Raw genomic sequence first — 14664 nt, 5'->3', positions numbered from 1 at the left:
GCGTCGACATCCACTGGGCGCCATAGGCTGAGCCAATGGATGCCCGCTTTGCGGTGATGCGCCCGTGGAGCGGGTCGACGCCCCGTCGGCGCCCCGTCAGATCAGAGCCCCGTCAGAGAGGGGGGCCGACCAGCCGGTCCCGCGCGGCCAGGAGCCCGCACAGCAGCTGCGGCGCGAAGACCACGAGCAGGGCCAGCAGCGGCACCGTCCAACCGCCCGAGAGGTCGTGCAGCGCGCCGAAGAGGAACGGACCCAGCGCCGCGAGGCAGTAGCCCACGCTCTGCGCCATCCCGGACAGCTGCGAGGCCCGCAGCCCGTCCGGCGCCCGCAGCACGATCACGGTGAGCGCCAGGCTCAGCGACGAGCCCTGCCCGATCCCCATCAGGATCATCGAGGGCAGCTCGGCACCCGGCAGCGCGAGCACCCCCAGGACACCCAGCACGGTGACCGCGGTCGCGGCGATCACCGGCACCCGCTGCGTCCGGGTGCGGGTGGCCAGCATCGGCGTGACCAGGGAGCTCACGATGCCGCACGCGCTGGCGAGCGCGAGCAGCAGCCCGGCCGACGTGGGATCGGTGCCGCGCCCGGCGAAGATCGCCGGCAGCCAGGACAGCGACGCGTAGTAGGTCAGCGACTGCAGGCACATGAACCCGGTGACCTGCCAGGCCAGCGGGACCCGCCACAGCCCGCCGGGCATCCGGGCGCCGGCGGTGCGGACCTGTGGCCCGAACGCCCGCGGCGCCCACACCAGGGCCGGGATCGCCGCGAAGACGACCCACATCCCGACCGCGCCCCGCCAGTCGAAACCCGCGGCCTCGGCGATCGGGACGGTGAGGCCGGCGGCGAGCGCGCCGCCCGCGGAGATCGCCATCGTGTACAGGCCCGTCATGAGCCCGGCGCGGTCCGCGAAGTCCCGCTTGATCAGCGCCGGGAGCAGGACGTTGCCGACGGCGATCGCGCTCCCGCACACCACCGTCCCGAGGAACAGCGGCACCAGCCCGGGCACGAGCCGCAGCCCGAACCCCAGCAGCAGCACGCCGAGGGCGGCGATCAGCGTGCGTTCCGCCCCGATCCGCAGGGACAGCCGCGGGGCGAGCGGGGCGAAGGCGCCGAAGCAGAAGACCGGCAGAGCGGTGAGGACGCCGGCAGCGGTGGCGCTGAGCGACTCCGCCGCGCGGACCTGTTCAAGGACCGGCGACACCGCCACCACCGCGGGCCGCAGGTTCGCCGCCACCAGGACGATGCCGGCACCCAGCCACCACCGCGACAGCCGGCGTTGCGGGACATCGTGCACGCCCCCAGGCTGTCAGACACCGCCGCGGGGATCAGGCTCCGCCCTGGCCGACCGGACCGGTGCCGACCGGTGTGCTCCGACCGACGGCCAGGCGCAGGCCGACCTCGACGAGGCCCCAGCCGATCCGCGTGCGCAAGGGTGAGGGCGCCCGCGGGACCTCACGAGCGAGTCTCCGGAGCCGCCGCGCCTCGACCTCGCGCGCGATCTCCGCGTGCCGCTCGCGGACGAGCTCCTGGGCGAGGACGGGGTGCAGGAGAGGGCCGGTCATGGACGTCAGTCCTACTCGTCGCCCGGCATCCGGGTCGACGGGTTTTCCTCTCGGCGCACCCCGTCCGCTCCCCGCGAAACGCGCAGGTCGACGGGGGTCGTGCGGGGCGATGCCGCCGTCAGATGTCCCCGTCAGGGGGCACCGGCACTCACACGTAGGTGACGACGTCCGAGTGGTCCAGGCGGGGCAGGCGCGGGAACCAGGCGTCCGCGGCCGGGTGGCCCAGGTTGACGACGAGCAGCACCTGCTCGCGGCCGCCGGGGTAGAACTCCGTCGTGACGCCCTCGTGGTCGAAGCCGGCCATCGGGCCGGTGGCCAGCCCGTGGGCGGGCGGCGAGGAGGAAGTAGCCGATCTGCAGCGTGGAGTTGAAACGCGCCATCTGCTCGCGGCCCTCGCGCCCGGAGGCCTCGAAGGTCTCCTTCATCTCGGCGCGGGCCGGGAAGGTCTTCGGCACGAACTCGTGGAAGTCGAGGTCGGCCGCCAGGATCGCGACGGCCGGCGCGGCCTCGGTCTTGGCCCGGTTGCCCTCGGAGAGCAGGGGGAGCAGCCGCTGCTTGCCCTCCTCGGTGCGTACGAACGTCACGCGGAGCGGCTGGGTGTTCGCGGCCGTCGGCGGCCACTTCGCGAGCTCCCAGACAGCGGCGAGGGTCTCGTCGGAGACCGGGGTGTCGCTGAAGGTGTTCGCGGTGCGGGCCTCGGTGAAGAGCGCAGCGCGGCCGGCGTCGTCGAGGACGGGGAGGGTCACGTCGCTGTCGGCAAGTGTGGTCGTCACGAAATCATCCAACGCTCAACGGTCCGGCGGCCCTTCCGCCGCGTGATCAGCCTCACCGATCTTCGCGGAGGTCGGACGTCAGGTCCGACACGCCGGGAGCCGGGCCGGCGGCCCGCGTCCGGTACTCTGCCGAACGTGTCCGTGACCCAGGAGACCGCCACCGCCGTGCGCTGCCGCGCCGCGGTCGACGAGGCGCTGGGATCCGTGCGGGCCGAGGGCCTCGAGCCGAGCGTCACCGGGCTCGCCCTCTGCGAGGCGATCGCGCGCGGCGAGCTCGAGCCCGAGCAGGCCGTCGCCCGCCTCGTGGCGCACCACCGCCGGTGACGCGCGTGTGAGCTGGGATCCCTACCGGGATCTGCGCACGGGCGTCCTGCACAACCGGCTCGGCCTCACCGATCCCGCTGCGCTCGCGACCGCCGAGGCGGACTTCAGCGCCGCCCGGATCACGGCCCTGGCGTTGCGCCCGCTGCCCGGCGGCTACGACCTGCCGCACCTGCAGGCCTTCCACTGGCACGTGTTCGGCGACGTCTACCCGTGGGCCGGCCAGGTGCGCACGGTCTCCCTGGGCAAGGGGCGGCTGTTCTGCCCGCCCGGCGAGATCGAGGCCACCGCCGCCGTGGTCTTCGGCGACCTCGCCCGGGCGAACCATCTGCGCGGTCTGGACCGGAGCACGTTCGTCGCCGCCCTCGGCCTGCTGTTCGCACAGGTCAACGCCCTGCATCCGTTCCGCGAGGGCAACGGACGCACCCAGCGCGCCTTCCTCTCGCAGCTCGCGCGCGACGCGGGACATCCGGTGCGGTGGGCGGGCCTCGAGCCGGCCGAGAACGTGGAGGCGTCCGTCGCGGCCGCCGGGGGCGACCCGGAACCCCTGCGCGCCATGCTCGACCGGCTCGTGGTCTGACGGTCTCAGCGCTCCTCCGGCTCGGCCACGTACCGGTTCCCACGCGACAGGCTCGCCGCGGCCGCGATCAGGCAGGCGACGATGGCGAACCCGAAGGCCACGTGCAGCCCGGCCTGGAACGGCGCCGAGATCAGACCGGGGAAGAACGTGCTGCCGGTCAGGACGGCGGCGTCCGCGGGCGGTACCTGCGCCAGCACCTGGGCACCCACGAGATGCTCGATGGGGTTGTAGCCGAGGAACGCGGCGAACAGCACCGAGACGGGCGGGCTCTCGGCCACCTGCGTGGCCACCGCCGCGGGGACGTGGTGCGCCTCCAGGCCGCTCGTCAGTGCGCCCGGCAGCGTCGCGGCCAGGCCGGTGATCATCAGCGTGAAGAAGATGCCGATCGAGAAGACCTGCGCCGAGTTCTGGAAGGTCGAGTTCATGCCGCCGCCCGCGCCGCGGTCGCGCACCGGCAGGCTGTTCATCACCGCGGCCCGGTTGGGTGCGGCGAAGCAGCCCATGGACAGCCCGTTCAGCAGCAGGATCGCCGCGAACGCCGGGTACGGGAAGTCGATCGGCAGCAGCTCGAGCAGCCCGAAGGTCGCGGCGGCCCCGAGCATCCCGCCGGTGGCGAACGGGCGGGCGCCGAACCGGTCCGACAGGGCCCCCGACAGCGGCCCGGCCAGCAGGAACCCGACGGTGAGCGGCAGCATCGCGATGCCCGCCCAGAGCGGTGTCTCCTCGAAGCCGTAACCGTGCAGCGGCAGCCAGATGCCCTGCAGCCAGATGATCATCATGAACATCAGGCCGCCGCGGCCCAGCGCGGACAGGAAGGTCGAGAGCGTGCCGAACGTGAAGGCGCGGATACGGAACAGCGGCAGCCGGAACATCGGGAACCGCACCCGGGTCTCGATCACCGCGAAGGCCAGGAGCAGCACGACGCCGCCGATCAGGCAGCCGAGCACGGTGGGGGAGCCCCAGCCCATGGTGTGGGTCCCGTAGGGCTGGATGCCGTGCGTGATGCCGATCATCACGAGGATCAGCCCGACGGCGAAGGTGACGTTGCCGAGCCAGTCGATGGGCTCGCGGGAGCGCGCGCCGATGTCGCGCAGCCGCCGGTAGGCCCAGATCGCGCCGAAGAGTCCCGCCGGCACGGAGATCAGGAAGACCAGCCGCCAGCTGATCGGCGCGAGCAGCCCCCCGAGGACCAGCCCGATGAACGTCCCGGAGATGCCGGCGACGTTGTTGATGCCCAGCGCGAGGCCGCGCTGGTGGGCCGGGAACGCGTCCGTGAGGATGGCGCCGGCGTTGCCCACCAGGAACGCGCCGCCGACACCCTGCACGATCCGCCAGGCGAGCAGCCAGATCGCCGCCGCGTGCCCCGACATCCACGTGATGGTGAGCATGAAGGAGGCGAACGTGTAGATCACGAAGCCCAGGTTGTACATCCGGACCCGGCCGAACAGGTCGCCGAGGCGGCCGACGCTGACCACCAGCACGCTGCTCGTCACCAGATAGCCGAGGATCATCCAGAGCAGGTAGAAGCTGTTCTCGGGGAGCAGCGGGTCGAGCTGGATGCCGCGGAAGATGTCCGGCATCGCGATGAGCATGATCGACGAGTCGATGGTCGCGAGGAGCACGCCGACGGTGGTGTTGGTGAGGGCGACCCACTTGTAGCGGTCGGGTCTCTCCCCGAGATCCGCGGGGACCCCGGAGGCGCTACGGATGCTCATGGGACCATCATTGCTTGCCGGCAGGCAACAGGCCAGAGTCGGGCGGACGACGCGACGGGCGGTGTGCTGGGATGGCCGGGATGCACGAACACGGTGGTCCACCCGCGGCCTTCGGCTCCTTCGACGAGGAGGCCGTCGCCCGCCTGCGCAAGGCGATCGGGCGCATGGCGCGGGCACTCAACCAGTCCGCCACCCTCGAGGACCTCACGCCCACCCAGGCGTCGGTGCTCCAGCTCGTGGTCGTCCGCGGCCGGGTCGGGCTCTCGGAGCTCGCCGGCATCGAGGGCATCAACCCGACGATGCTCTCCCGGGTGGTCAGCAGGCTCGACACCCTCGGCCTGATCGAGCGCAGCGCCGACGAGGCGGACCAGCGCGCGGTCGTCGTCGCGCCCACGGAGGCGGGCCGGGAGGCCAGCCTCCACATCCGCGACCAGCGGACCCGGGAGCTGCTCGCCGTGGTGGAGCAGCTGTCGGGCGACACCGCCGCGACGTTGCTCGCCGCGCTGCCGGCCTTCGAGGCGCTCGCCGAGGCGATGCGCCGTCCCGCCACCGAGCGGACGCCCTGAGCTCTCGACCGGCCCGGCCCGACCCGATCCGGCGCTACGACCAGCTGACCTGCGCCGCCGGCACGGACTCCCATCGCCGCCCCGGGAGCGACCCGAACGTCGCGGCGCGGACCAGGTGCGCCACCAGCAGCTCCGCGGGCAGCTCGGCCCCGCCGAACCGCGTGTCCTCCGTGGTGTGCGCATCCTCGGCCAGCGTGACGTCGTAGCCCCGGTGCAGGCCGCCGTACATGGTCGAGGTGATGCAGACATCGGTCTGCGCGCCGCACAGGACGAACCGGTCCACGCCGAGGCCGCCGAGCACCTCGCCGAGCCGCGTGTCCGCGAACGAGTCCCCGTAGCGCTTGCCGACCCGCTCCTCGCCCTCCGTGGGCTCGAGCGCGCCGACGATCGCCCACTCCGCGGACCCGACCGGCATCTCCTCGTCCTCGTGCTGCACCCAGACCACGGGCACGCCCGCCGCCCGCGCCGAGTCCACGAGGCCGGAGATCCGGCCCACCACCTCGTCCCGCCGCCACGCGCTCCCGACGACGCCCTCCTGCACGTCCACGACGAGCAGTGCTGTCCCTCCACCGGCTGTGCTCATGAGCGGGACGCTAGACCCGACCGCCGACAGTTCCGCAGAAGTGCTCACAGGATGCGCACTTCGGCCCGCATGCTGGACGCATGGATACTCCCGACGTCCTCGACCTCCCGGATGCCGCCGCCTTCGAGGCCTGGCTGGGCTCCCACCACGACGACCGCAGCGAGGTCCACCTGCGGATCGCCCGCGCGGGTGCCGCGCACCGCACCCTCTCGATCACGGACGCCCTCGACGTCGCGCTGTGCCACGGATGGATCGACAGCGTCCGCCGCCGCGGCGACGAGGAGCACTACGTCCAGCGGTACTCGCCCCGGCGGCGGGGGAGCAGCTGGTCGGAGCGCAACATCGCCCGGGCCGGGGAGCTGATCGCCGCGGGCCGCATGCGGGAGCCCGGCCGACGGGCCCTGGAGGCAGGTACCGGGCGGGCAGCTCCGGCACGTCCGCGCTGACCGTCGCCCCCACGACCTCGTGAGTGCCGATAGTCGTTATGACAGCTATCGCCACTCACGAGGGGGTGGTGGGGGCGGAGCGGGTTTGGGGCCATGGCGCCCGTTCGTGGCTGTCCGTCGAGCCGGCCCGGGTCCGGTGGACGTCCGGGCAGAGGCCCGACGTGTCGGTGCACGGTGGACGCCACGAGAGCAGGTCGGCCGGTCGGTCACGGGTCACTCGGTCGATCGGTCACGACCTCACGTACGGGACGCAGGGCGGAGTGGGACCCGTTCCGACGATCGAACTGTCATAACGCAGATTATCGGCTCGACGATAATGGGCAGCTCAGGGGAGCACGTCACCGGGAACCGACCGTGCCGCGATGGACCTCAGCGGGCCTCAGCAGGTCTCAGCCTCGGCCGGCGGCATCCTGCAGCTCGTCGATCCGCTTGGACGCCTCGGCCTTCGTGAGCGTCTCGATGTCGTCCGGGACGTCCTGGCTCGCCTGCTGCGCCAGCGTCTCCAGATACGAGCGCTGCGGCCCGGTGATCGGCTCGTCGCCGGTGGTCCAGTCGTCCGGGTCCTTCTCGACGGGGCCCGTCGATCCGGCGGCCGCCTGCTGCGTGTCGTGGTCCGTCATGGGTTCGAACATATCTTCGATCCCCGGTCCCCGCGACCCGAGCCGGCAGCCGCCGGATGTTATGACAGGAGGGTCGGATCAGCCCGGGGTCGGCGGCTGGTCCACGAGCTGGGCCAGGTAGAGCTGCTCGCCCAGGCGGTCCATCAGCTCGAGGTTCGTCTCGATGTAGTCGATGTGGTGCTCCTCGTCCGCGAGGATCTCCTCGAACAGGTTCGCCGTGGTGATGTCGCCCTTGGAGCGGCACAGCGCGACGCCCGGCCGCAGCCGCTGCACGACCTCGAGCTCGATCGCCAGGTCGGCCTGCAGCATCTCGCGCACCGTGGTGCCGATGCGGAGCTGGAACATCCGCTGGTAGTTCGGCAGGCCCTCGAGGAACAGAATGCGGTCGGTGATTTTCTCCGCATGCTTCATCTCGTCGATGGACTCGTGCCGGGTGTACTCGGCGAGCTTCGTCAGGCCCCAGTTCTGCTGCATCTTGGCGTGCAGGAAGTACTGGTTGATGGCGGTCAGCTCGCTCGTGAGCTGCTCGTTGAGCAGTGAAATGATTTCCGGGTCCCCGCGCATGGAACGGAACCGTAGTGGGTCCGGGAATGTGCGATCCACGAAGGACCGACTGACGAACGCGCAGGCTGACCTAAGGAATGGTTAGGCCGTCAGGGGGAGATCCGCCACGACGGACGGCGCCATCTCGGCCGCGAGCAACACGTCCACCCGGTCCAGGCAGGTGCCGCACCCCGTGCCGGCACCACACGCCTCGCCGATCTCCTCGACCGTGCGGGCGCCTCCGCCGATGCAGTCGCGGAGCTCGATCTCCGTGACCGCGAAGCAGATGCAGGCGTACATTCAGCCCACCCTTTCTTCAGGTAAGGCTATGCTCTCATTCGATCATCGGGTGACGCAAGACCTTCTGGGTAACCTGTGGCGCGTGCCGCTCGACGAGTACCGCCGCAAGCGCGACCGCGGGCGGACACCGGAGCCCATTCCGGACACGGACCCCGAGCGGTCGGGTCCCGGCGAGCGGTTCGTGATCCAGGAGCACCACGCCCGGGCGCTGCACTGGGACCTGCGCCTCGAACGGGACGGCGTGCTGGCGTCCTGGGCCGTGCCGAAGGGTCTCCCGGTCGACACGGAGACACTGCGGCTCGCCGTCCGCACCGAGGACCATCCGATGGAGTACCTGGAGTTCTCCGGCGAGATCCCGGCGGGCGAGTACGGCGGCGGGCGGATGGCCATCTGGGACACCGGAACCTACGAGACGTCGAAGTGGTCGGCCCGCGAGGTCGCGTTCACCCTGCACGGCGAGCGTGCCCGCGGCAGCTACGTGCTCGTGCGCAGCGACCAGCAGCGCCGGGACGGCTGGCTGCTCAAGCGCACGGACCGCACCGACCGCTCCCCTCTCCCCCGCGAGACCTCCCCCATGATCGCGGCTCCCGGCGAGCTCCCCACCGGGGACGACTGGCTCCTGCAGGTGCGCTTCGGCGGCCGACGGGTCCTCGTGGCCGTCGACGGCGGCCGCACGGTGGTGACCCACGAGGGCGACGAGATCACCGTGAAGACCCTGGAGGGCCTCGGCCCGTCCCTGGGCGCGACCACGCTGCTGCTCGACGCCGAGCTGACCGGCTCCGGCGAGCTGTGGATCTCCGACCTGCTCTTCCTCGACGGCCACGACACCGCCGCCGTCGGGTTCGCGCAGCGGCACCGGCTGCTGGAGGGCCTGCCGCTGGCCGGCGCGCACTGGCGGCTCGCCCCCGTCTATCCCGGGGACACCGGGCCGGCGGTCCTCGACGCCGTCCGCGGCCAGGGGCTGCCGGGCCTGACCGCCAAGAGGGCCGACTCGCCGTACCTGCCCGGACGTGCGGACCCGTCGTGGATCGCGGTGGGCGAGGCCGCGCCCGCGCCGGCGACCCCGCCGGGCCGCGCCCGGCTCACGAACCCGCGGAAGGTGCTCTACCCGCTCACCGGCACCACGAAGTCGGACGTCCTCGCGCACTACCGGGCCGTCGCGCCCGTCATGCTCCCCCATCTCGCCGGCCGGCCGGTGACCATGGTCCGGTGGCCCGACGGCGTCGAGAAGCCGTCGTTCTTCGAGAAGGACGTGTCCCGCCACGCGCCCTCGTGGATCCGCACCGAACGGGTGGGGACGCCCGGCGGTCGGTCGGAGTCCGCCGACTTCCCGCTGATCGAGAGCGAGGAGGGGCTGGCGTGGGCGGCCAACCTCGCCGCGCTGGAGCTGCACGTCCCACAGTGGACCGTCGGCCCCCGCGGCGGCCGGCACCTCCCTGACCTGGTCGTCTTCGACCTGGACCCGGGCGAGGGCACGACCGTGGTGGACTGCTGCCGGGTGGCCGAGGCGATCGTCGACGTGCTCGCCGAGGACGGGCTCGTGGGCTACCCCCGGACGTCCGGCGGCAAGGGGCTGCAGCTGTACCTGCCGGTCTCCGTGACCCGCGCCGAGCAGACGATCGAGTTCGCCCGCGAGGTCGCCGAGACCCTCGCGGAGCGCTCACCGCGGACCGTCACGTCCGTGATGGCCAAGGCGCGCCGGCGCGGCAAGGTGTTCGTGGACTGGAGCCAGAACAACACCGCCAAGACCACGATCGCCAGCTACTCGCTGCGCGGCCGCGCCCGCCCGACCGTCGCCACGCCCGTCACCTGGGACGAGGTGCGGGCCTGCCGGAAGCCCGAGCAGCTCACCTTCACCCTCGACGATCTTCCGGCCCGCCTCGACGAGTACGGTGACCTGCTCGAACCCCTGCTGTTCACCGATCGGCAACGGCTGCCCCGTCGCGGCTGAGCGGGACCGTCTGGAAAGGTGCGGCTGTGACCGACCGGCACCCGTACCTCGACGGGCCCCATCCGCGGCGCTACGCCCACCGGGGCTGGCACATCGGCCCGCTGGCCGGCTGCGAGAACACCCTGGCGGCCTTCGAGCACGCCGTCGGCGAGGGTTTCGCCTACATCGAGATGGACGTGCACGCCTCCGCGGACGGCGTCCCGATGGTCCACCACGATCACTCCCTCGACCGCACGACGGACGGCGCCGGCCCGCTCGCGGGCCTGCCCGCCGCCCAGATCGAGGACGCCCGGGTCGCCGGCCGCGAGCCCGTCCCGCGTCTGGAGTCGGTGCTCTCCGCGCTGCCGGAGACCCGGTTCACCATCGAGCTGAAGTCCGCCGAGGTCGTCCTGCCGACCCTCGCCGTGCTGGAGCGCCTCGACGCCTGGCACCGCGTCTGCCTGGGCTCGTTCAGCGAGACCTGGCTGCAGCGGGCGCGCGCGGGCGGCGGCGAGCGGTTGCTGACGTCGATGGGCATGCGTTCGGTGCTCGGCCTGCGGTCGCGGGCGTGGCTCGACGCGCTGCCGGTCCCGGGCGTCCTTGCCGAACCGCTGCTCCCGCCCGTCCGTGGCCGGCTCGCCCAGATCCCGCGCCGCTTCGGGCCGCTGACCGTGGTGGATCCCGCGCTGCTGCGCCGGGCCCACGGGGCGGGCATCGAGGTGCACGTGTGGACGGTCGACGATCCCGCCGAGATGCGGGAGCTCCTGGACCTCGGCGTCGACGGGCTGCTCAGCGACCGCCCCGACCTGCTGATCGCCCTGTGAGTGTCGGCGCTGTGAGTGTCGGCGCTGTGCGGGTCGGGGCTGTGCGAGGCCTGCGACCGCTACGCTGCGCGGCGTGACGAGCGAGGCTGCGGCCGGCCCGGCGAACGACGCACCGGTGGCCCGGCGCCAGATCGTGTCCTGGGGCTTCTGGGACTGGGGGTCGGCGGCCTACAACGTCATCATCCTGACCTTCGTCTTCTCCGTGTACCTCACGGACTCGGTCGGGAAGGACCTGCCCGGCCCGATCAGCGCGAACAGCTGGCTGGGCTGGGCGATCGGCGCCGCCGGGCTGCTGATCGCGCTGATGGCGCCCGTCATCGGGCAGAGCGCGGACCGGGCCGGGCGACGGCTGCGCTCCACCGGGATCTGGACCGCCGCGACCATCGTCAGCATGGCGTTCCTGTTCCTGGTGCAGGACGACTACCACTACCTCTGGCTGGGGCTGCTGCTGCTGGGCCTCGGCTCGGTGTTCTTCGAGCTCGCGTCGGTGTCCTACAACGCGGTGCTACGCCAGATCTCCACCCCGGCGACCATCGGCCGGGTGTCCGGTTTCGGCTGGTCCATGGGCTACTTCGGCGGCATCGTGCTGCTGCTGGTGACCTACGTGCTGTTCATCGCCGGCGACGGCGGGCTGCTCGGCGTCAGCACGGACGGCGGGCTGAACATCCGGGTCGTCGCCCTGGTCGCGGCGGCCTGGTTCGCGATCTCGGCGATCCCGCTGTTCCTCGCGGTGCCGGAGGCGCCCCCCGCCTCGGCGAAGCCCGAGCGGCTCGGCGTGGTCGCGAGCTACCGCCGGCTCTTCACCGACCTGCGCGAGCTCTACCGGAGGGACCGGCACACGGTCTTCTTCCTCGGCGCGAGCGCGCTCTACCGGGACGGGCTCGCCGCGGTGTTCACCTTCGGCGCGGTCCTCGCGGTGAGCGTCTACGGCATCGCCGCGGGCGACGTGCTGATCTTCGGCGTGGTCGCGAACGTGATCTCGGCGCTCGGGGCGCTCAGCGGCGGCTGGCTGGACGACCGCATCGGGCCCAAGCCCGTGATCACCGGGTCCCTGCTCGGGATGCTGGCCTGCGGGATCGTCCTGTTGTTCCTGTCCGGCCCGAGGGCGTTCTGGATCTTCGGGCTCGGGCTCTGTCTGTTCGTCGGGCCCGCCCAGTCGTCGTCGCGGACGTATCTGGCCCGGCTGGCCCCGGCCGGACAGGAGGGACAGCTCTTCGGCCTCTACGCGACGACCGGCCGGGCCGTCTCGTTCCTGGCACCGACCCTCGTGGGGCTCTTCACGTTCCTGTTCTCGTCCGACCGCGCGGGGATCGTCGGGATCCTCGTGGTGCTGCTCGCCGGCGTCGTCGCGCTCTGGCCGGTCCGCGCTCCGGCACACTGACCGCCCGTCCGAGACTGTCGTGCTTCCGACAGTGGACGGCGCAACCACTCTCACCTGCGGGTTCCCGCGGCGCCGTCGCGGGGGTAACGAAGAACGGCCCGCTGTGTAAACACTCGTCGCCTCAGCCGTGAGCTAAGTCACATAAGGCTGGCCCGTCACATTCCGGTGTGGCAAAGGGCCGGATGGGGGACACTCTCACATCGGGACGCCACTGGGCCCGCGTCGGCCGCACAACGGCCACACGGACCGGTGAAGGTTCCGCCCCGGGAATGTACGTCTGCCCCACAGACGTTACACCGGGTGGTGAACACGTGACCGTCGAGGGGTGCCCCCCTCGGCTCCGACGGAAGGATGATGCATGGCCGACCGCGTGCTCCGTGGCAGCCGGCTCGGGGCTGTCAGCTACGAGACGGACCGGAACCACGACCTCGCTCCGCGCCAGGTGGTCCGCTATGTGTCCGACTCCGGCCACGAGTTCGAGGTTCCGTTCGCGAACGACGCCGAGGCTCCCGCCACCTGGGAGTCCCCGCAGGGCGGCCTCGGCCGCCGGGTGGACGGTGTGGAGCCCGAGCAGAAGAAGGGCAAGCCGCCGCGTACCCACTGGGACATGCTGCTCGAGCGCCGCTCGATCCCGGAGCTGGAGGAGCTGCTCAACGAGCGTCTCGACCTCCTCCGCGAGCGTCGTCAGGAAATTGCCTGATCCGTCCTTCCCGAACGGGTCGCGCAGCACCATCACGAAGCCGGGCCACCTCCCGTGGGGCCCGGCTTCGTCGTGTCCGGGCCGGTGTCGGCCCGACTTTCGGTGTGCGGGTCCCGGTCGCAGGATGGGGTCATGTCTCCCGACTCCCCGGCGGCCGGCGGCTCCCCGACCCGCACGATCCGCGACCTGGCGGACGCCCACGTCGCCGCGCACGCCCGGCTGGACCCGCTGCTGGCCACCTCGCTCGGCCTCCCCGGCGGGGAGGACCGGCTCCCGGACCTCTCCCCCGCCGGTGAGGAGGCACTCGCCGAGCTCGAGGGCCGCACGCTCGCGGCCCTGAACTCGGCCCTGAACCCGGCTCTGAACTCGGCGGACAGGCCCGCCGAGGGGCACGAGCGGCGCTGTGCCCGGCTGCTCCGCGAACGTCTCGATGCCTCCGCCGCCACCCGGGCCGCCGGGGAGAGCCTGCGGGACGTGCAGATCCTGTTCGGGCCGGTCCAGGGCATGCGCACGGTGCTCACCCTGATGCCGACGGAGACGCCCGAGCAGCGCGAGGCCGTCGGCGGGCGGCTCGCCCGGATCCCCGAGGCGTACGAGGGCTACGTCGCGTCCCTGCGCGAGGGGCTGCGGCGTGGTCTCGTCGCGGCGTCGCGGCAGGTCGACGCCGTGGTGGCCCAGTTCGACTCCTGGCTCGCCGCGGACTGGTTCACCGGGTTCGCCGCCGCGGCCGGGGCGGACGGCAGGCCGGCCACGGCCGCGCTGGCCGGGCTGCGGGAGTTCCTGGCCTCGGAGTACCGGCCGCGGGCCGAGGGGGTCCCGGACGGCGTCGGCGAGGAGCGCTACCGCATCGCCGTGCGCCGCTGGACGGGCTCGGACCTGGACCCCCACGAGGCGTACGCGTGGGCCTGGACGGAGTTCCACCGGATCCTCGACGAGCAGCGCGCCGAGACCGTGCGGATCCTCCCGGGCGCCACGCCGCGGGAGGCCATGGCCCACCTCGACGCCCGGGGCGAGGCCGTCGACGGGGTCGAGGCGATCCGCGAGCGGCTCCAGCGGATCACCGAGGAGGCGATCGCGGCGCTGCAGGGCACGCACGTCGACCTCGCGCCCGAGCTGCTGCGCGTCGAGTCGATGATCGCGCCGGAGGGCAGCGCCGCGGCGCCGTACTACACGCAGCCGTCCCTGGACTTCTCCCGCCCGGGCCGGACCTGGCTGCCCACCCTGGGTCGCAGCCGGTTCCCGATGTGGGACCTCGTGAGCACCTGGTACCACGAGGGTGTGCCGGGCCATCACCTGCAGCTCGGCCAGTGGGTGCTGTGCGCGGGCGAGCTGTCCACGTTCCAGTCCGGCGCCGGGATGATCAGCGCGAACCTCGAGGGCTGGGCGCTCTACGCCGAGCGCCTGATGGACGAGCTGGGCTTCCTCACCGACCCCGGTCACCGGATGGGCTACCTCGACGCGCAGATGATGCGGGCGATCCGGGTGATCATCGACATCGGGATGCACCTGGAGCTCGAGGTACCGCCGGACTCGCCGTACGCGCCCGGGTCGCGGTGGACGCCGGAGCTCGCCCGCGGGTTCTTCGGTGCCTACTGCGGCCGCGATCCGGCCTTCCTCGACAGCGAGCTCCTGCGCTACCTCGGCGGCCCGGCCCAGGCGATCAGCTACAAGCTCGGCGAACGGGCCTGGCTGGCCGGCCGCGACGCGGCGCGAACCCGCCGCGGAAAGGACTTCGACCTGAAGACCTGGCACATGGCCGCGCTGTCGCAGGGCTCCCTGGGCCTGGACGACCTCGAGTCCGAACTCGCCGCCCTCTGACA

At 72.4% G+C, this 14664-nt stretch carries 16 protein-coding genes and 1 pseudogene; 9 read left to right on the top strand and 8 right to left on the bottom strand.

From position 1 onward, the window contains the following. Nucleotides 1-112: 112 nt before the first annotated feature. The 3 genes and pseudogenes from ABD324_RS03985 to ABD324_RS03975 all read right to left on the bottom strand — a co-directional run bounded on the left by ABD324_RS03985 (nucleotide 113) and on the right by ABD324_RS03975 (nucleotide 2308). Nucleotides 113-1294 (bottom strand): CynX/NimT family MFS transporter, encoded by a 1182-nt coding sequence (locus ABD324_RS03985; protein ID WP_344412436.1) that lies wholly within the window; start codon nucleotides 1292-1294, stop codon nucleotides 113-115. Between the two features lie 31 nt (nucleotides 1295-1325). Then, on the bottom strand, nucleotides 1326-1562 hold the full coding sequence (locus ABD324_RS03980; RefSeq protein WP_344412434.1) for a hypothetical protein: 237 nt from the start codon (nucleotides 1560-1562) through the stop codon (nucleotides 1326-1328). 148 nt (nucleotides 1563-1710) lie between these two features. Next, nucleotides 1711-2308 (bottom strand): annotated as a pseudogene (locus ABD324_RS03975) (malonic semialdehyde reductase). A 162-nt stretch (nucleotides 2309-2470) separates the two neighbouring features. Here ABD324_RS03975 and ABD324_RS03970 point away from each other — a divergent pair. Beyond that, the gene (locus ABD324_RS03970; RefSeq protein WP_344412432.1) at nucleotides 2471-2659 is read left to right on the top strand and encodes an antitoxin VbhA family protein; all 189 of its coding nucleotides are present in this window, start codon (nucleotides 2471-2473) and stop codon (nucleotides 2657-2659) included. 7 nt (nucleotides 2660-2666) lie between these two features. Continuing rightward, nucleotides 2667-3236, top strand: coding sequence for a Fic/DOC family protein (locus ABD324_RS03965; protein ID WP_344412430.1), 570 nt, complete (start codon nucleotides 2667-2669; stop codon nucleotides 3234-3236). 5 nt (nucleotides 3237-3241) lie between these two features. Here the strand turns inward: ABD324_RS03965 and ABD324_RS03960 are convergent, their stop codons facing one another. Continuing rightward, on the bottom strand, nucleotides 3242-4951 hold the full coding sequence (locus ABD324_RS03960) for an MFS transporter (protein ID WP_344412428.1): 1710 nt from the start codon (nucleotides 4949-4951) through the stop codon (nucleotides 3242-3244). A gap of 80 nt (nucleotides 4952-5031) precedes the next feature. Here ABD324_RS03960 and ABD324_RS03955 point away from each other — a divergent pair, with 80 nt between their 5' ends. Further along, complete coding sequence (locus tag ABD324_RS03955; protein WP_344412426.1) at nucleotides 5032-5517, top strand: MarR family winged helix-turn-helix transcriptional regulator; 486 nt, start codon at nucleotides 5032-5034, stop codon at nucleotides 5515-5517. 34 nt (nucleotides 5518-5551) lie between these two features. On the opposite strand, the gene ABD324_RS03950 is transcribed toward ABD324_RS03955, so the two are convergent. Next, nucleotides 5552-6100 (bottom strand): isochorismatase family protein, encoded by a 549-nt coding sequence (locus tag ABD324_RS03950; protein ID WP_344412424.1) that lies wholly within the window; start codon nucleotides 6098-6100, stop codon nucleotides 5552-5554. Between the two features lie 80 nt (nucleotides 6101-6180). Between ABD324_RS03950 and ABD324_RS03945 the strand changes: the two genes are divergently transcribed. Further along, nucleotides 6181-6546 (top strand): YdeI/OmpD-associated family protein, encoded by a 366-nt coding sequence (locus ABD324_RS03945; RefSeq protein WP_344412422.1) that lies wholly within the window; start codon nucleotides 6181-6183, stop codon nucleotides 6544-6546. Between the two features lie 389 nt (nucleotides 6547-6935). Here the strand turns inward: ABD324_RS03945 and ABD324_RS03940 are convergent, their stop codons facing one another. The 3 genes from ABD324_RS03940 to ABD324_RS03930 all read right to left on the bottom strand — a co-directional run bounded on the left by ABD324_RS03940 (nucleotide 6936) and on the right by ABD324_RS03930 (nucleotide 8009). Beyond that, a complete protein-coding gene (locus tag ABD324_RS03940) occupies nucleotides 6936-7166 on the bottom strand; it encodes a DUF3072 domain-containing protein (RefSeq protein WP_344412420.1) in 231 nt (76 codons plus the stop codon). Between the two features lie 78 nt (nucleotides 7167-7244). Beyond that, complete coding sequence (gene bfr, locus ABD324_RS03935) at nucleotides 7245-7730, bottom strand: bacterioferritin (protein WP_344412418.1); 486 nt, start codon at nucleotides 7728-7730, stop codon at nucleotides 7245-7247. 81 nt (nucleotides 7731-7811) lie between these two features. Beyond that, nucleotides 7812-8009: a (2Fe-2S)-binding protein gene (locus tag ABD324_RS03930; protein WP_344412416.1), complete on the bottom strand. Its 198-nt coding sequence runs from the start codon at nucleotides 8007-8009 to the stop codon at nucleotides 7812-7814. 82 nt (nucleotides 8010-8091) lie between these two features. On the opposite strand from ABD324_RS03930, the gene ligD reads away from it, so the two are divergent. From ligD to ABD324_RS03905, 5 genes are all read left to right on the top strand, one after another. After that, nucleotides 8092-9960, top strand: a complete 1869-nt coding sequence (gene ligD / locus ABD324_RS03925) for a non-homologous end-joining DNA ligase (protein ID WP_344412414.1) — start codon at nucleotides 8092-8094, stop codon at nucleotides 9958-9960. 26 nt (nucleotides 9961-9986) lie between these two features. Continuing rightward, nucleotides 9987-10763: a glycerophosphodiester phosphodiesterase family protein gene (locus ABD324_RS03920; protein ID WP_344412412.1), complete on the top strand. Its 777-nt coding sequence runs from the start codon at nucleotides 9987-9989 to the stop codon at nucleotides 10761-10763. A 73-nt stretch (nucleotides 10764-10836) separates the two neighbouring features. Continuing rightward, complete coding sequence (locus ABD324_RS03915) at nucleotides 10837-12144, top strand: MFS transporter (RefSeq protein ID WP_344412410.1); 1308 nt, start codon at nucleotides 10837-10839, stop codon at nucleotides 12142-12144. A 358-nt stretch (nucleotides 12145-12502) separates the two neighbouring features. Continuing rightward, the gene (locus ABD324_RS03910; RefSeq protein WP_344412408.1) at nucleotides 12503-12844 is read left to right on the top strand and encodes an RNA polymerase-binding protein RbpA; all 342 of its coding nucleotides are present in this window, start codon (nucleotides 12503-12505) and stop codon (nucleotides 12842-12844) included. 132 nt (nucleotides 12845-12976) lie between these two features. Further along, nucleotides 12977-14662 (top strand): DUF885 domain-containing protein, encoded by a 1686-nt coding sequence (locus ABD324_RS03905; RefSeq protein WP_344412406.1) that lies wholly within the window; start codon nucleotides 12977-12979, stop codon nucleotides 14660-14662. Nucleotides 14663-14664 lie beyond the last annotated feature (2 nt).

Source organism: Pseudonocardia ailaonensis (assembly GCF_039531635.1).
GTDB lineage: Bacteria > Actinomycetota > Actinomycetes > Mycobacteriales > Pseudonocardiaceae > Pseudonocardia > Pseudonocardia ailaonensis.
This window is presented reverse-complemented; position numbering and strand designations above follow the sequence as displayed.